The following is a 23,625-nucleotide window of genomic DNA, read 5'->3' as shown; positions in this document are numbered from 1 at the left end:
ATATTTATAGTGAGCGCGTATTAACAAGATGAAATAGTAGCCGAATAATATAGTTTCATGGTTTTATTTAAGCACAAATAGCTTAAAAGTATCCGATCAGTGATTATAATGCCCTATGGATGACCGTTCAATTATTCATCAACAATCGATAATTGAACGGTTCACCCTCTACTAGAAATAACCCTCGGCTAATCATTTTTGATTTTAAGCCACAATCTTATTGAGTGATACGGCTATCCTGAGGTGTATTTAGGATGATAAAAACCACATTTTGGCCTAATGAGTAGCTAAAGAGAAGCCAGCTATGCCATGCATATATGGGGCTTAGAGTCATGGGGTACCCGCAGCAACCGTATATAAAAAGCAACTATTCTACTAATCCAGACAAATCCCTTCGACCCGCATTTCTCTTTGTGATAGAAACGTCTGTCAATATCACTTGTTCGTTTCAATCGCAGATCTGATACCTCATGACCACCAAAGTACTCCAACAAACATTGCAGCCAGGTGTTGCACAGCAAGTCTCGACCCGACTGGCATTCTTTATTGCCGGATTGGGTATGGCCGCTTGGGCCCCTCTGGTGCCTTTTGCCAAAGCACGTATCGGTCTTAACGATGCGTCGTTGGGCTTACTGCTATTGTGTATTGGTATCGGTTCGATGCTGGCAATGCCCCTGACCGGGGTACTAACGGCAAAATGGGGTTGCCGCCCAGTGATTTTACTGGCAGGGGCAGTGCTGTGCCTCGCTCTTCCCTTGTTAGTCCTGATGAATACCCCGGTGACGATGGCTCTCGCTCTGCTCGTATTCGGTGCTGCTATGGGCATAATAGATGTCGCCATGAATATTCAGGCGGTTATTGTTGAAAAAGCCAGTGGCCGGGCCATGATGTCCGGTTTCCACGGTCTGTTTAGTGTCGGAGGGATTGCCGGTGCCGGTGGCGTGAGTGCTTTATTATGGTTGGGGCTAAGCCCATTGGCGGCGATTATCGCTACCGTGGTGCTAATGATTGTTCTCCTGCTCACTGCCAATAAGAATTTGCTACGAGGTAGCGGAGAAGCCCATGACGGGCCACTGTTTGTTTTGCCGCGCGGTTGGGTGATGTTTATTGGCTTCCTGTGCTTTGTTATGTTTCTGGCCGAAGGCTCGATGCTTGACTGGAGTGCGGTTTTCCTGACTACACTGCGCGGTATGGACCCCTCACAAGCAGGAATGGGGTATGCGGTATTTGCCATCGCCATGACACTCGGGCGTTTGAATGGCGATCGGATTGTCAACGGATTGGGCCGATACAAGGTATTATTAGGTGGGAGTCTGTGTGCTGCGCTTGGGATTATCATTGCGATAAGCGTTGATAGCTCAATTGCTGCTCTTTTGGGCTTTATGCTCGTAGGGCTTGGGGCATCCAATGTCGTGCCTATCTTATTTACCGCCGCCGGTAACCAAACCGTGATGCCAGCCAATTTGGCGGTAGCATCGATTACCACCATCGGATACGCCGGGATTTTAGCCGGGCCTGCGGCAATTGGGTTTGTCGCACAATTAAGCAATTTATCGGTGGCTTTTGGCTGTGTGGCGTTACTATTACTGACCGTCACTGCCAGCGCCAGAGCCGTCACGCGCTAATCAAGGAATATGCATTATCGTTATGCAAAATAACTCGTTATCTACCAGTTCTGCGAATATCACTCGCTGTTTCTGGCTGTTTATCGTCCTGCTGCTCGTCACGATGGGCCTGTATAGCTACAACTATACCAATGCCTATCTGGCAGAAAAAAAATACGCGCTAACGACTATCGCCGCGGGCCTGCAACAACGTATCGATGATTACCGCTATCATACCTATCAGATATACGATTTAGCCAATAACCCCAATATGTCTGAGAAAAGTATCCTCTCCGCACAAGAGGTCCGGCTACGCCCTGATATTTACTATATCGAAAAGCCGCGCAGAAAAACTGACTCGGTCATTTTTGGCAATCACGAGCCAGCAACACTGCCGATGATCTTGCAGATATCTGACTATCTTGATAGCCATTGGGGGTCACAAAATGATACCTACTCGATGTATTATCTTAACGGCCAAGATAATAGTCTGACACTTATCACCACCCAGGCATTAAAAGAAGTCACTTCGCGTTTTAAAGAAAGTTACCTGACCGTTGCTGCTGAATCTCGGCGCGCGGAAATGTTGCAACAGGCCAATACCTTAGACGAACGTGAAAGTTTCTCACCGTTACGTAAATTTCGCTTTCAGAACGCCTACTATTTTACGCTGAGAACCACATTTAACCATCCTGGGCATTTGGCTACCGTTATCGCTTTTGACTTACCAATTAATGACTTAATACCTTCCAATATGGCGCGTTCTAACTTTTTGCTGCAACAAGATAAGACCCCCATTAATGAAGGTATGGCGCCCGAGGACATTGTAGCAACCAGCGTGGCATTGAATGGTTCCTGGCTAGAATTTTCAGCCCCTCTGGCAAATGCCGCGCTGAAAATTGTCTATCGTGTCCCGGTCGGGGGGTTAGCCATTGATTTGCTGAGAAACAACTTTTGGCTCCTTTTGTCCAATATATTGTTGCTAGTACTGGCTGTTTTAGGCATCTATTTTGTGCGCCGCCAATATGTGCGCCCAAGTGCAGATATGGTCGAACAGTTAGAAACACAGAAATCACTGAGTCAGGAGATTATTACCAGCCTGCCACAAGGGTTATTGGTCTATAACTTCAGCAACAGCACTGTAGTCGCCAGTAACCAGATTGCCGATAGCCTGATGCCCCATCTAAATCTGCAAAAAATTGCTCATATGGCGGAACAGCACCACGGGGTGATTCAGGGCACGGTAAATAATGAAGTTTATGAGATTCGGATGTTCCGCAGCCAGATTTCACCAGAAACCTATCTGTTCCTGCTTCATGATCAGGATAAAGAGGTACTGGTAAATAAAAAGCTGCAACAAGCAAGGCGTGAATACGACAAAAACCTGCAAGCCCGCAAATTGATGTTGCACAACCTGGGGATTGAGCTGAATCAACCTATCAACAACCTCAATCAGATAGCCCATGAGCTCCAGAACACCACCGACTTACAGCAACAGCATGCGCTGAAGGCCAAATTGGTCGCGCAAACTGACACTATCGCCGAGTTGATAGATAACATTACCCTCCTAACGCGGCTGGAGACTCAGGACTGGCAGCCTGAACAGGGAGCCTTCTCTCTATCAGCATTAATCGATGCGCTACTGCTAGAGGTACTGCCTGCGATAAATCAGAAAGGTTTAACGCTGTTTAATCACTATCATGTCAATATCGATCAGGATTACATCGGCGATGAAAAAATCTTACGTAAAATACTGTCGCTGCTACTGCATTATTCTGTTATCACCACAGCTTATGGGAAAATCACGCTCAATGTTGGCCACGAACCCGGGCATCCAGAACAACTGATGATCCAGATAACCGATACTGGTGTCGGTATTTCTGATGAAGAGATCAGTAATCTTAATTATCCTTTCCTCAGTCAAACATTGGTTGACCGATACAACCATGGCTCGGGGTTAACATTCTTTTTATGTAACCAATTATGTAAGAAATTAAACGGCCAACTTGAGATTCGCAGTAAAGTAGATATAGGTACTCGCTATACTATCCGTGTAACCATGGCTATCCAAAATGAACAAGTGGAGGAGCAAGAAAAATTATTGGACGGAGTTACAGCGCTATTAGATATAACTTCAGAAGAAGTACGTTCAATCATCACCACGTTATTGAATTCATTCGGTGCCAATTGCATTGTCGCGGATGATCGTTTGCCAGGGCGGGATTACGATGTAACCTTAACGGATAACCCACAACAGTATGATAACTTTACCTTATTGCTAGTCTCCGACGAGGTGGGTTTACAGCAGTTGCAGGATAATTATATTCGGGTAAATTATAATTTGGGCAGCGCTGTCATTGATGCAATATTATTATTAATCGAGCAACGAATCTTATCAGATGAGTCACCTGAAGAGTCTGAATCCATTGCTGCTGATGATATAAATACCTACGAGCAACAACTAAAGTCCAGTGACTATTATTCCTTATTTGTTGAGACAGTACCGGTAGATCTGAAGAAACTGTATACTGAAGTTCAGCAACGTGATTTCATATCGCTTTCGCAGACAGCACATCGATTGAAAGGCGTATTTGCTATGTTGAACCTGATACTTGGCAAACAGCTATGTGAAACATTAGAACAGCATATCGCAGATGGCGATCGGTTGAAGATCGAAAATAGCATCAGTCAAATTGATTCTTTCGTCACCAGACTGTTGCAGCAAGGTAACCCATAACCATGAACAACCTTAATGTAATTATTGCTGATGACCATCCAATTGTGTTGTTTGGCATCCGAAAGTCGCTTGAGCAAATTGAATGGGTAAACGTTGTCGGGGAGTTTGAAGACTCTACAGCGCTTATTAACAGTTTGTCTAAACTTGATGCCAATGTGCTAATTACCGACCTCTCCATGCCTGGGGATAAGTACGGTGATGGCATCACTCTGATAAAATATATAAAAAGGCATTACCCAGATTTAGCCATAATTGTTCTGACCATGAATAATAACCCCGCTATTCTTAGTTCAGTTTTGGACTTGGATATTGATGGGATAGTATTAAAGCAAGGCGCACCAGCCGACTTGCCTAAGGCATTGGCCGCACTACAAAAAGGGAAGAAATTCACCCCAGAGAGCGTGGCTAAACTGCTAGAGAAAATCAGTGCTAATGGTTACGGTGATAAACGTTTATCACCGAAAGAGAGTGAAGTTTTACGGTTATTTGCTGAAGGTTTCTTAGTGACTGAAATCGCCAGAAAACTCAATCGCAGCATTAAAACCATCAGTAGCCAGAAGAAATCGGCGATGCTGAAGCTGGGCGTAGATAATGATATCGCGCTGTTAAACTATCTTTCATCTGTAACCATTAGTCAGGTTGATAAAGAACAATAATCTTTATCTACCGATATACTCTCAAGCCCGGTCTTGCTCAGCAAAATTTGCTCAGTGACATCGGGCTTATTTTTATCCATTTTTCCATTCATGTTATTAATGCATTAACTCTCGTTATAACAACCAAACGACCTAAACAGCTAACACCCCTGCGGCTTCAAGACCAAGATATAAGCCAAAGTAATTGGAGTTGCAGGTAGGCAGCAAACGAATAAATCCCGATGAGCTTACTCACGTAAGTGATTCGGGTGACAAATCTGCCAGGAGCAGATTTGAACGCTGCTTGCAGCGACCTCGCAGAGGCGAGGCCCAGGGATGGGCCAAGTAATGAGTGCAGCTAACACCCCTGCGGCTTCAAGTACGAAGGCTTTAACGTGAACGGCGGACTTTGTCGCTATAGTAAACCAACATCTGGCGCAATGTATCCAGTGTCACGGGCTTGGACAAACAGTTATCCATCCCTGCTTCAATACAGCGTTGTTTGCCTTCAGCTAATGCATTGGCGGTTACGCCAATGATCGGGAAATGATGGTTTAACTGCCGCAGGCGCTGAGTCAGACGATAACCATCCATATTTGGCATGTTCACGTCAGTCAGTACAATATCGACATTATTGGCATTCAATACAGCCAGAGCATCCAACCCATCATTCGCGGTAATCACTTGGTAGCCCAGGGTGGTGAGCTGATCGGCTAACAAGCGGCGATTAATGGGATGATCGTCCACAACCAGAATTTGCAAGTCTGCATTCTCATCCTGATTTGCTTTCGGTGCTGGCAACTGTAATGGCGCGCACTCAACTAATTGTTGTTCCAGCAATATCTGGTCCAATAGCGGGATAATCTCTAGCAGGGTCGATGTGCTCAGTAACCAATAGCCTGGACGCGTCTCTTGTGGCAGACCAATGTGCTCAATGGAGATTTGAATCCACGTCGATAGAGGTGCGTTTATTTGCGGTAAGTAATCACAAATCAGCACTTGCTCCTGCAAGGTCTGTTCATTACTGTAACGCCGGATCGTGGCTCCAAAATGACGCAATAAATCAAGTAAATAGCTTTCCAACCGCGCATTGCGGATATCCAACCACAAGGTTTTCCCTTGCCAACGGTCGCTTTGCGGTAACACGGCATTTTTGGCCCGATTGCCATTTTCGGCAAAATATAATGGAATGCGGATAGCAAAAATACTGCCCATTCCCAGCTCTGAAACCACTTCAACATCGCCATCCATCAGGTTGACCAACTTCTCACAGATAGCCAGACCTAGCCCAGTCCCTTGAAAATGGCGCTGCACCCCAGTTCCGACCTGAAAGAATGGATCAAATAACTGGTTAATCTCACGTGAATTAATCCCCACGCCGGTATCTCGCACTCGGAATTCCAGATAATCACCGCGCACCCGTACTTCCAAGATAATACAGCCAGTATCTGTAAATTTTATAGCATTATTCAACAGGTTAGAAATTACCTGTTGCAAACGGACAGGATCGCCGAGCATCTGTCGTGGCACATCAGGCTCAATAAAGCAGTAGAGACCTAAGCGTTTTTTGACCACCAGCGGTAAATAGTTAGCCGTAATATGGGTTATCACCTCCACGGTAGAAAACTCACTCGGCTCAATTTTCAGTTGTTCAGATTCTATTTTAGAAAAATCGAGGATGTCGCTGATAATTTTGAGTAATAAGCCTGACGAATTATTCATCGCCGTCACCAGCCGCTCAACACCCTGAGGTAACTCTTTGGTTTGCAACAAATCGAGGTTACCGATAATCCCATATAGCGGCGTGCGCAACTCATGGCTGACCGTGGCTAAAAACATCGATTTTGATTGGCTGGCCTGCTCCGCCGCCGCCGCCATCTCTTGCAGTGACTCTTCCATTTTGACCCGCGAGCTGACGTCAACCAGCACACAGATAGCCACATCTTCATTACGATAACGGGAGTGAACAAAGCTAATTTGTAGATTATTGTTATTGCTGGTCATGACATCGACAAAGTTCGCCTGCTGCTCACAAATAATGCGTGTAATACGTTCGCGATCCTCGTTCGTCAGCAAATTAATATAGTTATGTGCCAATTCATTGCTGAGGATATTGGTCCCGTCACTAATGCGCAGAATGGAAATGCCCACTGGAGCCGAAGCGACAATTTTGCGGTTGAACTGTTCATGTTCCTCCAGCCTCAAGGCGTTATCTTCTGCTGGATGGAACATTTTTCGCTCAAATAGCCACGCCAGAGTAAAGATCACGACACCAGAAAGCGCGTTCAGAAGAAATGCATTAAAAATTAATAACTTGAACGTATCTATTATCGTTCTAACCGGCAAGGAATAAGCGATACTGAGGGTTGATGGCAGTAAATTCTTTTTTAGAATAAGCGAGTTGTAGTCATCAACGTAGCCAAAATAAGACGGAGAATCAGGGTAATCGTCTAACATCGAAGCATACCGTTCCCCTGTTGCTAACCGTAATACCGGCTCATTATCCTGATCAAGTAATGTCACGCCGACAGGCAATGTCCCGGAAGAGATAAAATCCTCCAGGCGGATAGTTTGCTCAGTACCCACCATTGCCTCTAACTTGTTACCCACATAGAGGGGGGTCAGGACATATAAGGTACCAATTTCAGGCCGCACACCCGGTACTATCCAATACAACGTGCTGTCTTTATCCTGATTTTTTGCATCTCGATATTTTAAAATATTTTCATTCAATGACTTAAGCAGACTCTCCTGCTCCATCGGGGTATTGCGAATATCGAAATCCACCATGCACAGCGTGTCGCTGCCAATAAAGAATATCCGGTTAAGGTCATAAGCTGCGGCAAAGTTCTCTTTCCAGTACAGAATCAGGTTACTAAGAGAACTTAATGAAGAGTGGCGCGACGAATTAAGTGCAGCACAATCCGCACCGGTATTAAGCGGATGATATTGTGGTGTCGTTTTGTTTTTGATAAAAGCGCCAGCAGCGATATCACTGCTCGCCGAATCCTGATTTAATCTGTTTTCCGCCATATATTTGATATCGCGGATGATATCGGCAGAGTGCCTGATGTAGCTCTGAGCCTGCTCAAAGTTAGTATTATATTCCTGACGGATGTCAGATTTTTTCTCGTTGAGGATGTTCAGGATATAAAAAGTGGTCAACAGTGCACCAAGTGACCATAACATAATGGCCAATACCCGAAACAAGTAACGGGATATTTTCAGTGTCGTGCGAAATGAAGAGAGATATTTCAATCTGATTCCAGGGTGGAAAGTAGGGCCAGACAGGCTGCATGAGCAACAGAATACACTACCAATAGCCCATAAAAAAGCCAGCTCGTAAGCTGGCTCTTGTTTTCAACAACGCATTATACGTTGTCGTCCTCATCTTCAGCATCGCCTTCTTCTGCTTCATCAGCAGCATCTTCATCTTCTGGTGTATTCAGTGCAGCATCGTCTTCGCCGCCCTCTTCACCTTCTAATGATTCGCCATCAAGGATTTCATCATCCTCTTCTGGCTCAGCAACACGTTGCAGACCAACGACATGCTCATCTTCTGCGGTACGGATCAGCGTCACACCTTGGGTATTACGCCCCACGACACTCACCTCAGATACGCGAGTACGTACCAGAGTACCCGCATCGGTGATCATCATGATCTGGTCAGTCGGAGCCACCTGGACAGCCCCCACAACCTTACCATTACGCTCACTGACTTTAATGGAGATAACACCCTGAGTCGCACGGGACTTGGTTGGGTACTCTTCCACTGCGGTACGCTTACCATAACCGTTTTCAGTCACAGTCAAGATTTCGCCATCACCACGTGGGATAATCAGAGAAATAACCCGATCATCACCATTGAGGTTGATACCACGTACACCGGTCGCAGTACGGCCCATCGAACGGACCTGTGACTCAGGGAAGCGAACCACTTTACCCAATGCAGAGAACAGCATGACTTCATTGCTGCCATCGGTCAGATCCACACCAATCAGCTCATCGCCTTCATTCAGATTGACGGCAATAATACCGGCGCTGCGTGGACGACTGAACTCGGTCAAAGCGGTTTTCTTCACGGTGCCGCTGGCGGTCGCCATAAAGATGTGACGGCCTTCTTCATATTCCCGCACTGGCAGAATGGCGGTAATACGCTCATTTGGCTCAAGCGGCAATAAGTTGACGATCGGACGACCACGTGCACCACGGCTGGCTTCCGGCAACTGATAGACCTTCATCCAATAGAGACGGCCACGGCTGGAGAAGCACAAAATAGTATCATGGGTATTGGCAACCAACAGACGATCAATGAAGTCTTCTTCTTTGATGCGGGCAGCCGACTTACCTTTACCACCACGGCGCTGAGCTTCGTAATCCGTCAGCGGTTGATATTTGACGTAGCCCTGATGGGACAGCGTCACAACCACATCTTCCTGATTAATCAGATCTTCGATGTTGATGTCGGAAGTATTAGCCGTTATCTCAGTACGACGTGCGTCGTTATATTGCTCTTTGATAGCAACCAATTCTTCGCGGATAACCTCCATCAGGCGATCCGGGTTTTCCAGAATAAAGATCAACTCACCAATTAAGGTCAACAGCTCTTTATACTCATCCAGCAGTTTTTCATGCTCCAGGCCCGTCAGTTTCTGCAAACGCAGATCCAAGATTGCCTGAGCTTGTTGCTCGGTGAGGAAATATCTGCCGTCACGGATACCGTATTCAGCTTCCAGCCACTCAGGGCGGGCAGCGTCATCACCGGCACGTTCCAACATTGATGCCACGTTGCCTAATTCCCATGAATTGGCAATCAAGCCCGCTTTTGCTTCAGCAGGAGTGGCAGCACGGCGGATCAATTCGATAATCGGATCGATATTAGCCAGTGCAATTGCCAATGCTTCAAGGATGTGCGCGCGGTCACGTGCTTTACGCAGTTCAAAAATGGTACGACGCGTCACCACTTCACGGCGGTGGCGCACAAATGCAACCAGAATGTCTTTCAGGTTAAGCAATTTAGGCTGCCCTTGGGACAGAGCCACCATATTGATACCGAAAGTCACCTGAAGTTGCGTCAGTGAATAGAGGTTATTTAGAACCACTTCCCCGACGGCGTCACGTTTAATCTCAATCACGATACGCATGCCGTCTTTATCAGACTCATCACGTAACGCGCTGATGCCTTCTACGCGTTTCTCTTTGACCAGCTCAGCGATTTTCTCAATCAACCGCGCTTTGTTCACCTGATACGGGATCTCGTGAACAATAATGGTTTCACGGCCGGTTTTCGCGTCAGCTTCAACTTCAGCACGGGCACGGATATAGACCTTGCCACGGCCAGTACGATAAGCCTCTTCAATACCACGGCGACCATTAATAATGGCGGCTGTTGGGAAGTCTGGACCCGGAATGAACTCCATCAACCCTTCAATGGTGATGTTTTCATCTTCGATCAGGGCCAGACAGCCATCAATAACCTCAGACAGGTTATGTGGCGGAATATTGGTTGCCATCCCTACGGCAATACCTGACGAACCGTTAACCAACAGGTTAGGGATTCGGGTTGGCATGACTGCGGGGATCTGTTCCGTACCATCATAGTTAGGCACGAAGTCAACGGTATCTTTTTCTAAATCCGCTAACAATTCGTGAGCAATTTTAGACATACGGATTTCGGTATAACGCATCGCCGCAGCAGAATCGCCATCGACGGAACCGAAGTTGCCCTGCCCATCCACCAGCATATAGCGCAGTGAGAACGGCTGGGCCATACGCACTATTGTGTCGTAGACCGCGCTGTCACCATGCGGGTGATATTTACCGATAACGTCCCCGACTACACGGGCCGATTTTTTGTATGGTTTATTCCAGTCATTACCCAGTACATTCATCGCATACAGTACGCGACGGTGCACCGGTTTCAGTCCATCCCGGACATCTGGTAAAGCACGTCCGACAATAACGGACATCGCATAATCCAGATAGGAGCTTTTCAGCTCTTCCTCGATGTTGACCGGTGTTATTTCTCTGGCAAGGTCGCTCATTGAGCCGCTATCCCTCTACTAATTACCGGATTTAAAGGTACGAAACTATATCACAAAACCCAGATTTTGGCGAAACTACGTGATGTTTGTCGAAACGACTTTATGTCGGGCTTATCCGCCTAACTTAACGGTATTATTCTGCGTCAATTGAAAGGGAACATGTATAATCTGCGTAAAGAAACAGAACAGTGAGAACTCTCCATGCGTGTAGATAACACAGCTAGCCATCAGAATGTCGACGAGCAAGAAATCGCTAAATTTGAGGCAGTTGCCTCTCGCTGGTGGGATTTAGAAGGTGAATTCAAACCTCTTCATCGCATTAACCCGCTGCGTCTTGATTACATTTTACAGCGCTCTGGCGGTATTTTTGATAAGAAAGTGCTGGATGTCGGTTGCGGTGGTGGAATTTTGGCCGAAAGCATGGCTCGGGAAGGGGCACACGTCACCGGTCTGGACATGGGCTATGAGCCGTTGCAAGTGGCTCGCCTACATGCGCTGGAAACCGGTACCAAACTGGATTATGTGCAAGAAACAGTTGAAAGCCACGCGCAAGCGCACCCACAACACTACGATGTGGTGACCTGCATGGAGATGCTCGAACACGTGCCAGATCCCGCCTCGGTTATCCGCGCCTGCGCTCAATTGGTCAAACCCGGTGGCCACGTATTCTTCTCAACTATTAACCGCAATACCAAATCCTGGCTGATGGCCGTGGTCGGTGCAGAATATATATTGAAAATGGTTCCGAAAGGCACCCATGATTCGAAAAAATTTATTCGCCCATCAGAACTTATCGGTTGGGTTGATCAAACCCTGTTGCGTGAGCGCCACATTATTGGGCTACATTACAATCCGATAACAGATCGTTTTAAGCTTGGCGGTAATGTTGATGTGAATTATATGGTGCATACTCAACGAGATAGCGAATAAATTCATCGCGTGGGTAGTGTAAAAATCAAACAATACCCAATAGATTTCGCGTTGTAGCAAGGCGGCAACTGAACAACAAATTGGTCGGGAACCGATTTGAACAGCATTTATGCTAGTCCGTAGGGTGAGCCTCAAGGATGAGGCTCATTAATTCCCAGGAGCTTAGTCCACTAAGTGACTGGGGTGAGTGAGGATAGCCAACACCGCTACGGCGCGAAAGATGAAGGGGATTTTCCTAATGTTTAATAAACCGGCAAACGATCCACTTTTTAAGGTTTTCAGTAAAATCTTATCCCCCAAAGCGACAGTAGGTAAGATCCAGTGATGGCGCAGTCTGAGAGCGTTTCGTAACAATTCACCCCCAAGTTATCCACACAATTAAGCGATCTTGTTCACTTGCCAAAAGCCGCAATACTCACTATCTTGTTATCTATCCACTACCCACCCCCTACATATAGTGTTTACATACTAAACAATACACTACAGCCTCAATGATTTTCGTAATCATCGAGAGTGTAAATTTGTGCTGTTTGTACATGAAGAACGGGGATAAAAGGTCAAGAACACATGAACCAAAGCCTACTTGTTACTAAACGCGATGGCAGCAAAGAACGCATCAATCTGGATAAAATCCACCGGGTCATCGACTGGGCCGCAGAAGGTTTACATAACGTCTCGGTCTCTCAAGTAGAATTGCGTTCACACATTCAGTTTTATGATGGCATTAAGACTGCCGATATCCATGAAACTATCATCAAAGCAGCGGCCGATCTTATCTCGCGCGATGCGCCTGACTATCAGTATCTGGCTGCGCGTCTGGCTATTTTCCATCTGCGCAAAAAAGCTTATGGCCAGTTTGAACCGCCAAAACTCGTCGATCATGTCGCGAAAATGGTGGAAATGGGTAAATACGACAAGCATCTGCTGGAAGATTATACCGCAGAAGAATTCGAACAGATGGACACTTTCATCGACCATTGGCGCGATATGAACTTCTCCTACGCTGCGGTTAAGCAGTTGGAGGGTAAATATCTGGTGCAGAACCGCGTCAGCGGTGAGATCTATGAAAGTGCCCAATTCCTGTACATTCTGGTTTCCGCCTGCCTGTTCTCTAACTACCCGCGCGAAACTCGTCTCGATTACGTGAAACGCTTCTATGATGCGGTTTCAACCTTTAAGATTTCGCTGCCGACACCGATTATGTCAGGGGTGCGTACCCCAACTCGTCAGTTCAGCTCTTGTGTGTTAATCGAGTGTGGTGACAGCCTGGATTCTATCAATGCCACCTCCAGTGCCATTGTTAAATATGTGTCACAGCGTGCCGGTATCGGTATCAATGCGGGTCGTATCCGTGCGTTAGGTAGCCCAATCCGTGGTGGTGAAGCTTTCCATACCGGTTGTATCCCGTTCTATAAACACTTCCAGACTGCGGTGAAATCCTGTTCGCAGGGTGGCGTGCGTGGAGGTGCTGCCACGTTATTCTACCCGATGTGGCATCTGGAAGTTGAAAGCCTACTGGTGTTGAAGAACAACCGTGGTGTTGAAGGCAACCGCGTGCGCCATATGGATTACGGCGTCCAAATCAACAAACTGATGTATCAACGCCTGCTAAAAGGTGAAGATATCACCCTGTTTAGCCCATCGGATGTACCGGGGCTATATGACGCGTTCTTCGCTGATCAGGATGAGTTTGAACGCCTTTATACCCAATACGAACAAGACAGCAGCATCCGTAAGCAACGGGTAAAAGCGGTTGAGTTATTCTCTCTGATGATGCAAGAACGTGCTTCGACTGGCCGTATCTATATTCAGAACGTTGACCACTGCAACACCCACAGCCCGTTTGACCCGAAAATTGCCCCCGTGCGGCAGTCAAACCTGTGTCTGGAAATTGCATTACCAACCAAACCACTCAATGACATCAATGACGAGAATGGCGAAATTGCGCTCTGCACCCTGTCTGCCTTCAACTTAGGTGCCATTGATAGCCTTGACGATTTAGAAGAGTTGGCGGTACTGGCTGTACGTGCGCTGGATGCCTTGCTCGATTACCAGGATTACCCTATTGCCGCCGCACAGCGTGGCGCGATGGGCCGTCGCACCTTAGGTATTGGGGTGATTAACTTTGCTTATTACTTAGCGAAGAATGGCGTGCGTTATTCCGATGGCAGCGCTAATAACCTGACTCACCGCACCTTCGAAGCGATTCAGTACTACTTGCTGAAAGCCTCTAACGCGTTGGCTCGTGAGCAAGGTGCCTGCCAGTGGTTCAATGAAACCACCTATTCGCAGGGCATTCTGCCGATCGATACCTATAAGAAAGATTTGGATGCCATCAGCAACGAGCCACTGCACTACGATTGGGAAACGCTGCGTAACGATATTAAGACTCACGGCCTGCGTAACTCCACACTGTCTGCGCTGATGCCATCTGAAACGTCTTCGCAGATCTCGAATGCCACTAATGGTATCGAGCCACCGCGTGGTTACGTCAGTATCAAAGCCTCGAAAGATGGCATTTTACGCCAGGTTGTGCCTGAATATGAGCGTTTGAAAGATGCTTACGAACTGCTGTGGGATATGCCAAATAATGATGGTTACCTGCAACTGGTCGGCTTAATGCAGAAATTCGTCGATCAGGCGATTTCAGCTAACACCAATTATGACCCAACCCGCTTCCCATCTGGCAAAGTGCCGATGAAGCAGTTGCTGAAAGATTTGCTGACCACCTACAAATTTGGTGTGAAGACCCTTTACTATCAAAACACCCGCGACGGTGCTGATGATGTGCAGGAAGATATTCAAAGTCAGCCGGGTGATGATGACTGTGAAGGCGGCGCATGTAAGATCTGATTTATAGTTCTGGCCCTACGCGATAATCGCAAATACGGTTATCGCCGGGCCATTCTTCATTTGCCCTTGCATTGTTGTCCCCTGAGGAAATCATGGCCTATACCACTTTTTCGCAAAATAAAAATAACCAGTTGCTCGAACCGATGTTCTTTGGTCAATCCGTTAACGTGGCGCGTTTCGACCAGCAAAAACACGCTATTTTCGAAAAACTGATTGAGAAGCAATTGTCATTTTTCTGGCGTCCAGAAGAGATAGATGTCTCCCGTGATCGTATCGATTACAACGCACTGCCAGATCATGAAAAACACATTTTTATCAGCAACCTGAAATACCAGACCTTGCTGGACTCAATTCAGGGCCGCAGCCCTAACGTTGCCTTACTGCCGCTTATCTCAATTCCAGAACTGGAAACCTGGGTGGAAACCTGGTCATTCTCAGAAACCATCCACTCACGCTCGTACACCCATATCATCCGTAATATCGTGAATGATCCGTCGATAGTTTTCGATGATATCGTGACCAACGAAGAGATCCTCAAACGCGCAAAAGATATCTCAGCCTATTATGATGATTTGATCGAAATGACCAGCTACTACCACCTGCTGGGGGAAGGCACCCATCAAGTTAATGGTAAAACTGTCGTCGTCAATTTGCATGAGCTGAAAAAACAGCTTTATCTGTGTCTGATGAGCGTCAATGCGCTGGAAGCCATCCGTTTTTATGTCAGTTTCGCCTGCTCCTTTGCTTTTGCGGAGCGCGAATTGATGGAAGGCAATGCCAAAATCATCAAAATGATTGCCCGCGATGAAGCCCTGCATTTAACCGGTACCCAGCATATTCTTAATTTGATGCGTTCTGGCGAAGATGACCCGGAGATGGCCGAAATTGCCGAAGAGTGTCAACAACAGTGTTATGACCTGTTCGTTCTGGCTGCGCAACAAGAGAAAGAGTGGGCTGAATACCTGTTCCGTGACGGTTCAATGATTGGTCTGAACAAAGAGATTCTGTGCCAGTACGTGGAATACATCACCAATATCCGCATGCAGGCGGTAGGTCTGGGTGTGCCGTTTGCTACTCGAACCAACCCGATTCCATGGATCAACTCCTGGTTAGTCTCCGATAACGTACAGGTGGCACCGCAAGAAGTTGAAGTCAGCTCTTATCTGGTCGGTCAAATTGATTCAGAAGTCAGTGCTGACGACCTGAGTGATTTCGAGCTGTAATCCATGAAATCCATCCCTAATAGCTTTCGAGTTGCAGGTAGGCGGCAACAGAATGAACCCAAGGAGTTGAGATAACTCAATGAATTGGGTAAGTGATGGCAGCCAACACCCCTGCAGCTTGAAAGATGACGGGGATACTGTGACGTTGAGCACCAGTGGTGTTCAACTTAATCGCCCTGCTGATAGCCGCAATCTGCTGGAAACCCTCGAGCACCATCAGGTACAGATCGAATACCAATGCCGCTCTGGCTATTGCGGCTCTTGCCGCCTGCGGTTACTAAAAGGCGAAGTTAGCTATCATCAGCAACCACTGGCGTTTATTCAGAGCGGTGAAATTCTGCCCTGTTGCTGCCAGGCGGTGGGTGATATTGAAATAGAGCTTTGATGCCAAGGTCTGGATGGGCCTTGGTTATATACCGCATAAGATATTTTATCGCCCAATTCGTCACCACATTACTTGCCTGTTACGCCGCCAAAACATAAGCTTAGCTTATTCCTCATCGGGAACACGTCAGATTTCACCTGTAATCTACCATCTTGTTGTGTGGTATTTTGCAGCCGGTATTACCTGATAAATCATAGGGACAAACATGAAAAAACTTCCAATCGCAATAACCAGTCTGCTAATGGCAGTATCGGCCAGTACCATGGCGGCGACACCCCAGCCACTCGATCCTCAGCAGCCGTTAGATAAAATTGCACCATACCCGCAGCCTGAAAAAGGCATGAGCCGTCAGGTGATTTTCCTTGAACCACAGCAAGATGAAACCCGTTTTAAAGTAGAGTTACTGATTGGCAAGACGCTGGAAGTTGATTGCAACCGCCATATGCTCGGCGGCACGCTGGAAACCAGAACCTTATCTGGCTGGGGCTTTGACTATCTGGTAATGGATAAGATCTCACCACCCGCTTCGACGATGATGGCATGCCCTGATAACAGCCGCCATCCACAATTTGTCGCCGCCAATCTGGGGGACGCCGCTATGCAGCGCTATAATAGTCGCCTACCGATCGTGGTTTATGTACCAAAAGGAGTTGATGTGAAATACCGCATTTGGGAAGCAGGCAAAGATGTAAGAAACGCGCAGGTAAAATAAACCATAAGCAAAATTATTAAAAACCCACATTAAAAATACCCATTCAACTGAGTGGGTATCTAAGTGCGGTAGCCAATCGCGTGCTCATGACACATAGCTGCTTGCAGTCAGGGTATGAGCAAGGAACTGAGGCAGTTTAGGCTGTGGATAAACGCCAGCAAATTCAGGGTTAGAATCAACAAAATCAGGCATTATAGTTATCAGTTGTGCCACATCGTTATCAATAACGGGGGCATCCGCTTGCATGGCATCAGTGGCTGAAAAAATAAAATCGTTCGCATCGAGTTGTTCAACATCCAACCCATCCAAATACATCAGGTTGATACTCTCCCCTTCAGCGTTGAGTGCTGAAGAGTCAACATTTACTCCCTGGATAAGTGCAAGCCCATTAATAATCACCGCGTTTCTTTTCGTCACCGTTAATTGACTAAAACTCCGAATCCCCACGGCACTCAAATCAATTTTATCAATACCATGTCGGAACCCCCGAACAGCATTACCAAAGCCCGATGTACCCTCTTGCTGTAACACCACAAACACACCAGGCTCTGCATCCTTACGCTGATAGACCGTTCCCGCGAGTGAGGCAATCATTTTACCATTTTCCCCAACAGTTAAACTGATGCCACTGGCCCCTCCGTTGAGCATAATCCCCATTTGCTCGGGTTCTGCTGGCGCTGAGTCATTTATCAATACCGTGCTGTTTACATAGCCGACAGGGGCGCTAAAGGTATTCTGAAAGACAAAATTTTGTGGCCCGAACGTATTAACTTGTCGATTTTTGATAATAATACTTTGCTTATCTGGCAGTGAGATTCTGGTGTCGGTCCGCAATTGCATCAACTCTAACTCACTAAATTTTAAACCAGAAAAGCCCACCAGGTGGATAGCTTCTCCTTTGTTGGCATCAAAATTGATTATCTCATCCCGGCCATTGGCGCGCTGACGAACCACAAAAGCATCTTTACCTGCCCCCCCGGTCAGCACATTTCTGCCGCGCCCCCCGTCAAGCAAGCTATTGCCCCCAGCCGCAGTGAGATGATCGTCACCATCACCACTGATCAAATTATGGATAGTCTCCGGTGAGCGAATGATCAAATTGGCCCCGCCGAGTGCCACATTCCCACCGGCTAAGTTAGCCTTAATATCGCCTGATATCGCCGCCATATTCAGCGTATTACGCCCACCAACCGTCCCATTAACGGCATCATCAAGCAGCATGCGGGCGGGTTGCCGCGCAGCCTGGTCGGCAAACTCGTCGGTATAAAAGTAGGTATCATCTGCACTCAGATTGTTACCAAACAGCCGTAATGACCAACTATTCAACCTGATGGGTAAACCATTATTGGCATCTTTAACCGCTAATCGCCATATCCCACCCGAGTTCTCACCCCGATGATGTGTAGACATAAAGGTATAGTTAAAATCGCCTGCAAGAGTACTACCGGTATCCGTAGCATGGGGGCTATCTGCGCTTTTTTTTCTGCCAACACCATCAACCAAAATACTTTCACTGCCACCCGGCGAGACTAATCTAACGGTCAAATCCCCCAAGCGACCTACATTAGCGCTAAAATCAACTTCGACCTGCTCAACATTGAGACCATCGGCCAAAGTGAGATATGAATCGTTTGCTTCCCCAGCAGATAGCCTGCCCCCTGCCGGGTAATCATAGCTGTTCTCCAATACCTGTTGATTAGCACCGGTCTGTTGGGGGATCCATGTTTCAGCCAAACGCACTGCCGCCCGCGCATCCACTGCACCAAAACCGTAATCATGGCTCACATGCATACCGCCACCATTCCAATTTTTGGCATTATTGCTGCGCCATTGGGTGCCTGAATCATCCACCCGACGAGCCGACAAGGCGAGGATCTGTTGCACATCGCGGTAACCCAGATTGCGATTGGCTTGCAACATCAATGCGGCAATCCCTGAAACAATGGGGGCGGCAAAACTGGTTCCTTGTTCAGTGCTGTATCTGGCACCAAACACGGCACCACGCTCGGTTTCAAGCTGGTTGCTGCTGGAAATAACCTGACTCCCCGGAGCCGACACGAGCAAACTGGCGCCAGGGTTAGAGAAAGGCACTGACCGCGGCTGAAGGGTGGAAAGATCAGCCAGCGCATTGACCGCCCCGACCTGAATACCAAAGCGGCTGTTATTGATGAGTGAACCTTGCGCGCTGCCCCCCTGTTCACGCTGATTACCTCCCGCACTAACAATAATGGTGCCTAATCCGCCACGGCCATTTTCCGCTGCATATTGCAGTGTCATGTTTAGGATATTCGGTAAATTAACACTGTTGCCCGGTAAGTTACTCAGAGCAAAATCATGGGCGAAGCCCCAACTGTGATTAACCACATCATAACTGGACATCTTACCCAGGGTGGTAAAATCCGCCCCCTCGTTGCTAAGATAGTGCCCACCTAAAGTGGCATCATAGGCCACTCCTACCCCACCGAGATTATTTCTTGCCGCCACCATCACACCGGCCACCATCGTGGCATGGTTGGAAACATCGGCAGGCAGTGTTCCGGTGCTCTTTTGTGTTTCCAGCCAGGCGGAATCAACATTGGCGCTTAAATCAGGATGCTGAATATCGAAAATCTCTGGGCCGGTGGCGAACTGCCCGCCCGGTTCAAACTGACCAATGCGCACACCTTTACCGGTATAATCAGACCAGACAGGTATCACATTGATTTTATTCAAATAAGTTTGTTTGGCGACCAAGGGATCTTGAGGGATATCCGGCGTTAATAGCGTTACCGTTGCCTGCATCAGCGCGGATTCTCCGCTGGATAAATCAACCACAGAAATCGCCGGATCGCCGGTGGCACTCTTTACTTGATATTTAAAACTCATCACGCCGCTGTATTTGTTGTCAGGTATAAACTTCACGTCTCCATTCGGAACGAGCCAAACCCGACAACCGATGGCATCACTTAGCGCAGCAATTTGTAAGGGTGCGCCAGCATTAAAACGCATATCATTCCCCAACAAATCAGCAGAAGGAATGTATTGCGGCCAGTTACGATTAATTGGTTTGCCAAATTTAGTGATTCGTAACTGATCATCCACCGGGATCACATTATTCGAATCCAACGCCACAGCAGAGATATCAGCAAAATTCAGTTTTTGAATATTTTTCAGTGTCAGGGTGCCATCACGACCAGCCACGCTATCCCTTATCTGGTAGCCACTGTCAGTGCGGGTAATGGCGTAATCCGCATAGCTGCCATGCAGGGTGACCAGATTGATACCACCGCCACCATCAATGAGCGCATTGCCCTGACCGGCTTCAATCACATCATGGCCCTTATTGCCATAAATGCGATCTGCCCCACCGCCAGCGTGGATAATACTGCCCTGCTCAGCGGCATAGATGGTATCGCCCTGTGATCCGGCATAAATAACCGCTTTACCGCTACCGCCGACAATACGGTTCTTGCCACTGCCACCGGCCAGTACGTCATTACCGCCACCGCCGACCAGTGTGGCATTGCCGTTACCACCTTTAATAAACACACTGTTATTGCCGCCACTGACAATAATGTCGTCACCATCGCCGCCCTGCGCAATAGTGATACCACTGCGCGCCATATTCAGCGCCACCCCTTTATCGCCGACAATCAACACCGTATCGCGCCCGCCATTGCCACGAATTCGAGTTGGATCATCACTGGCGCTGATAACAAATACATCGTTGCCGCTCTTACCAATATAGGTATTACTGCCACCACGCCCGGCTAACCAGCTCCCTTTAGGGCTGGCGGTTAAGATGTCATCCCTGCTGCCGCCATAGATATTATTTGTTTTCAGAATATTGGCCGATAACGCGGCGCCTTTATCAGCAAGATGCACATAAGCGGTGGTGGTCGTTTCAGCGGTGACAGAACGAATAATTGCCCCCTCCTTACCACGCTTAGTGACGGTGTTACTGACGGGGGAACTGACAAAATTCACCGCCAGCACTTCCCGTAGCTGTCCCTCGATAGTAAACTTGCTACGCGCCAGCACCCTATTGCCCTGACGATTATCCTCAACCGCGTTAGCATTAACTTTGATTTGCGTAATCCCCCAGTCATCCAGCGCTTTCAACTCACCGGGATCGACCCTGCCGTTATGGGAGCTATCCTGCCAAATACGCAATTTGTGCCAGATTGGATCACGCCGGTCAATGACACCACTGCTATCGTCATCTTCACTGGCCAGTGCAGCAAAACCGTCCTGATAGCGTTTTTCCCCCGGCTGCCCCTTCACACCGGCCGTGCCACCGTAATATTCCGAATACATCTGGCTGATATTATCTATTTTCCCGCTGCCATTATCGATAACCAGCATACCGGTATCCGGCCCTGCCCAGCCGGTGCGTTTCAGCGTGCCGCTGTTATCGGTATCAAACAGCACCCCATCTTCAATGCCGGTCATGGAGACCCCCTTGCCACTTAAATCCAGCAGCAGCGGGTCAACATAAGTGTTAACCGTGGTTTGTGCTGATAAACCATTGAGGGTGGCGGCATCAAACAGCCCGGTTTCCGGCAGCATATAACTGGGTCGTTCCAGATAGTAATCAGATAAATAGCGGCTGGGCTGGATATTGGGATCAAGCTGAACTTCACCCGGGCGAACTCCGCCCGATGCCATAGCGCCCATCTGCACCGAGGCAAAATCGGTGTTATCCAAGCTACCGTCAGTAAAGGAGAAACTGTGAGTGGGCTTATTCACCAGATAGCCGTTGGTGACATCACGCCGCGCCTGATCTTCATCGGCAATGCGCTGAACCGCTTGTGGGGTTGGATTGATGGTGATGTCGATAGGGCACTCGCCGATGAGAACGGGCGGGGTGTCGTCGGTGCTAAAGAGCTGGTTGCCTATAGCACCGGCTGCGGCACCAAGATTGTCGGCATCCATAACTATATTCAGCCAGTTATGTATCATCGGTTGGTCTGAAGCTGGTGAGGTTGATAATGCGTCAACCATAATTTTTACTGTATTAAAAGAGAGCAATATTTCATCGGCTGAATTGCCCGCCGAATTTAAAGTACTCTGCCAGTGTCCTCCGTGCTGGTTTTTCGGCAACACTTTATAAACCGGATATAACGTCCAGGCCTCTGCGGGTAATCCATGCTTCTTAAAAACACTATTGTGAAACTGTGCAGCTTGCTTATGGTCGATATCACCATAGATAATGCCTGTCAGGCTTTCGTCCAGCCTATTTTGTTGGGTATCAAAATAGCCGCGCGCCATATCATAACGAATATGCTTAATATCCGTTTCAGTGAGGGGCTTATTATGGCTGACACCAACATCTCTCATATAGTTAATAGCTATTCGCCCGGCGATAGAATTCTCTTTGACCACACTATTAGCCAAGATGGCATAGCGATCGCCTTTGCTGGCTAAAAAATCATACATCGGGCCGGGGTCTTTACTCGCCTTATGGGCTTCTAATAATTGCCGGGCACAAGCCAGATCGGCGGCATTAAGTTGTAATTTTCCTGCATTGCTATTTTGCTGTAACATAATGTTCTTCCTTAACGTTTAATATGCGATAAAAGAAATTGTTGGGTATTGCTAACAATGGCTTGCCACTGTGGTAATTTTTCTACTGTAAAAGTCACTTCAACCAGCGAACCAATTTCCGGCATCACAAAACGGGTCTCACAGATATAATATCTTTTCTCTAACGGCAACCACTGACAGTCAAATACCACCGGCACCCGCCCGTTAATTTCTGCCCAGTAATAACCATTAACATCCTCATCAAACCAATAAGGGCTATTCCTATCCTGTGGTTCTGCCCGGAATAATTTTCTGGTGGCTTTAACGAAAAATAGCCCTAATTTATCGATATAAATAACTGGATCAAAGGTTCTATCATTTTGTTTTCTTAGAAAAAAGTCACGCTTATAGGTGATGTCGATATCGGTTCGTCTAAATGGTCTGACAGTTATTGCTAATCCCTCATACTCCAACCCCTGTTTATACCACAGCTCCTGATCCCCCGGCTGCATATCCGGCCAACTGGCGATCATTGGCAGCACCACAAAATTGGCATCACAACCTTTTTTATTATTAATAAAGTCCGGATCCCAGGCACTGGCCCCTTCATATTCCGCCCAGTAAATAATATAGCTATCCGGCACTTCCATTACATGACCATTAAATTTACCACAAACAAAACCGGGGCGGCTTTCGGCAAAACCGAGTGGTGACATTAGCAGAAAAGCCATTAGAAATAATATGACAAAATATCTCACCCGCGTTTTATCACATAACAACCTGCTTATATTTATCTTAGGGAACATAATATTCTTCCTTAACGTTTAATATGCGATAAAAGAAACTGCTGAGTACTACTGACAATGGCTCTCCATTGCGGTAATTTTTCTACTGTAAAAATCACTTCAACCAGTGAGCCTATTTCCGGCATCACAAAACGGGCCTCACAGATATAATATCTTTTCTCTAACGGCAACCACTGACAGTCAAATACCAC

Annotated in this window: 12 protein-coding genes and 1 pseudogene; 8 read left to right on the top strand and 5 right to left on the bottom strand. The window is 47.3% G+C overall.

Features of this window, described 5'->3' with window-relative positions:
* Positions 1-470 precede the first annotated feature (470 nt).
* Genes V2A85_RS11595 through rcsB form a run of 3 tightly spaced genes read left to right on the top strand, consistent with a single transcriptional unit; the run spans position 471 to position 4,997 of the window.
* Entirely contained in the window at positions 471-1,625 is a 1,155-nt protein-coding gene (locus V2A85_RS11595; protein ID WP_372559441.1) for an MFS transporter, read from the top strand.
* Positions 1,626-1,647: 22 nt separating this feature from the next.
* Entirely contained in the window at positions 1,648-4,341 is a 2,694-nt protein-coding gene (rcsD, locus tag V2A85_RS11590; RefSeq protein WP_420071482.1) for a phosphotransferase RcsD, read from the top strand.
* Positions 4,342-4,343: 2 nt separating this feature from the next.
* Complete coding sequence (rcsB, locus tag V2A85_RS11585) at positions 4,344-4,997, top strand: response regulator transcription factor RcsB (protein ID WP_372559443.1); 654 nt, start codon at positions 4,344-4,346, stop codon at positions 4,995-4,997.
* Positions 4,998-5,366: 369 nt separating this feature from the next.
* On the opposite strand, the gene rcsC is transcribed toward rcsB, so the two are convergent.
* Both rcsC and gyrA read right to left on the bottom strand, forming a co-directional pair.
* The gene (gene rcsC, locus V2A85_RS11580) at positions 5,367-8,234 is read right to left on the bottom strand and encodes a two-component system sensor histidine kinase RcsC (RefSeq protein ID WP_372559444.1); all 2,868 of its coding nucleotides are present in this window, start codon (positions 8,232-8,234) and stop codon (positions 5,367-5,369) included.
* Positions 8,235-8,347: 113 nt separating this feature from the next.
* Positions 8,348-11,020, bottom strand: coding sequence for a DNA topoisomerase (ATP-hydrolyzing) subunit A (gene gyrA / locus V2A85_RS11575; RefSeq protein WP_083158301.1), 2,673 nt, complete (start codon positions 11,018-11,020; stop codon positions 8,348-8,350).
* A 201-nt stretch (positions 11,021-11,221) separates the two neighbouring features.
* On the opposite strand from gyrA, the gene ubiG reads away from it, so the two are divergent.
* From ubiG to eco, 5 genes are all read left to right on the top strand, one after another.
* Entirely contained in the window at positions 11,222-11,950 is a 729-nt protein-coding gene (ubiG, locus tag V2A85_RS11570) for a bifunctional 2-polyprenyl-6-hydroxyphenol methylase/3-demethylubiquinol 3-O-methyltransferase UbiG (protein ID WP_372559445.1), read from the top strand.
* A gap of 567 nt (positions 11,951-12,517) precedes the next feature.
* Positions 12,518-14,803 (top strand): class 1a ribonucleoside-diphosphate reductase subunit alpha, encoded by a 2,286-nt coding sequence (gene nrdA, locus V2A85_RS11565; RefSeq protein ID WP_083158299.1) that lies wholly within the window; start codon positions 12,518-12,520, stop codon positions 14,801-14,803.
* 92 nt (positions 14,804-14,895) lie between these two features.
* Positions 14,896-16,026, top strand: a complete 1,131-nt coding sequence (gene nrdB / locus V2A85_RS11560) for a class Ia ribonucleoside-diphosphate reductase subunit beta (protein WP_372559446.1) — start codon at positions 14,896-14,898, stop codon at positions 16,024-16,026.
* A gap of 79 nt (positions 16,027-16,105) precedes the next feature.
* Positions 16,106-16,411 carry a class I ribonucleotide reductase maintenance protein YfaE gene (yfaE, locus tag V2A85_RS11555; protein WP_420071481.1) on the top strand — a complete coding sequence of 102 codons (306 nt, stop codon included), beginning with the start codon at positions 16,106-16,108 and terminating at the stop codon, positions 16,409-16,411.
* 205 nt (positions 16,412-16,616) lie between these two features.
* Positions 16,617-17,123, top strand: coding sequence for a serine protease inhibitor ecotin (eco, locus tag V2A85_RS11550; protein WP_420071480.1), 507 nt, complete (start codon positions 16,617-16,619; stop codon positions 17,121-17,123).
* An 84-nt stretch (positions 17,124-17,207) separates the two neighbouring features.
* Here eco and V2A85_RS11545 read toward each other — a convergent pair whose 3' ends face one another.
* From V2A85_RS11545 to V2A85_RS11535, 3 genes and pseudogenes are all read right to left on the bottom strand, one after another.
* Entirely contained in the window at positions 17,208-22,649 is a 5,442-nt protein-coding gene (locus V2A85_RS11545) for a S8 family serine peptidase (protein WP_420071479.1), read from the bottom strand.
* A gap of 11 nt (positions 22,650-22,660) precedes the next feature.
* The gene (locus V2A85_RS11540) at positions 22,661-23,359 is read right to left on the bottom strand and encodes a hypothetical protein (RefSeq protein WP_420071478.1); all 699 of its coding nucleotides are present in this window, start codon (positions 23,357-23,359) and stop codon (positions 22,661-22,663) included.
* Between the two features lie 86 nt (positions 23,360-23,445).
* Positions 23,446-23,625: pseudogene (locus V2A85_RS11535) on the bottom strand (hypothetical protein); the annotation flags it as partial.

It is taken from the genome of Yersinia sp. 1252 StPb PI, from assembly GCF_048593885.1.
GTDB lineage: Bacteria > Pseudomonadota > Gammaproteobacteria > Enterobacterales > Enterobacteriaceae > Yersinia > Yersinia enterocolitica_E.
The sequence above is the reverse complement of the archived record's forward strand: the minus strand, read 5'-3'. Positions and strand labels throughout refer to the sequence as shown.

What these genes read in the sequence shown, in the direction of transcription:
- V2A85_RS11595 (WP_372559441.1), top strand. Translation starts at nt 471, where the DNA reads ATGACCACCAAAGTACTCCAACAAACATTGCAGCCAGGTGTTGCACAG.
- rcsD (WP_420071482.1), top strand. Translation starts at nt 1,648, where the DNA reads ATGCAAAATAACTCGTTATCTACCAGTTCTGCGAATATCACTCGCTGT.
- rcsB (WP_372559443.1), top strand. Translation starts at nt 4,344, where the DNA reads ATGAACAACCTTAATGTAATTATTGCTGATGACCATCCAATTGTGTTG.
- gyrA (WP_083158301.1), bottom strand. Translation starts at nt 11,020, where the DNA reads ATGAGCGACCTTGCCAGAGAAATAACACCGGTCAACATCGAGGAAGAG.
- ubiG (WP_372559445.1), top strand. Translation starts at nt 11,222, where the DNA reads ATGCGTGTAGATAACACAGCTAGCCATCAGAATGTCGACGAGCAAGAA.
- nrdA (WP_083158299.1), top strand. Translation starts at nt 12,518, where the DNA reads ATGAACCAAAGCCTACTTGTTACTAAACGCGATGGCAGCAAAGAACGC.
- nrdB (WP_372559446.1), top strand. Translation starts at nt 14,896, where the DNA reads ATGGCCTATACCACTTTTTCGCAAAATAAAAATAACCAGTTGCTCGAA.
- yfaE (WP_420071481.1), top strand. Translation starts at nt 16,106, where the DNA reads ATGAATTGGGTAAGTGATGGCAGCCAACACCCCTGCAGCTTGAAAGAT.
- eco (WP_420071480.1), top strand. Translation starts at nt 16,617, where the DNA reads ATGAAAAAACTTCCAATCGCAATAACCAGTCTGCTAATGGCAGTATCG.
- V2A85_RS11545 (WP_420071479.1), bottom strand. Translation starts at nt 22,649, where the DNA reads ATGTTACAGCAAAATAGCAATGCAGGAAAATTACAACTTAATGCCGCC.
- V2A85_RS11540 (WP_420071478.1), bottom strand. Translation starts at nt 23,359, where the DNA reads ATGGCTTTTCTGCTAATGTCACCACTCGGTTTTGCCGAAAGCCGCCCC.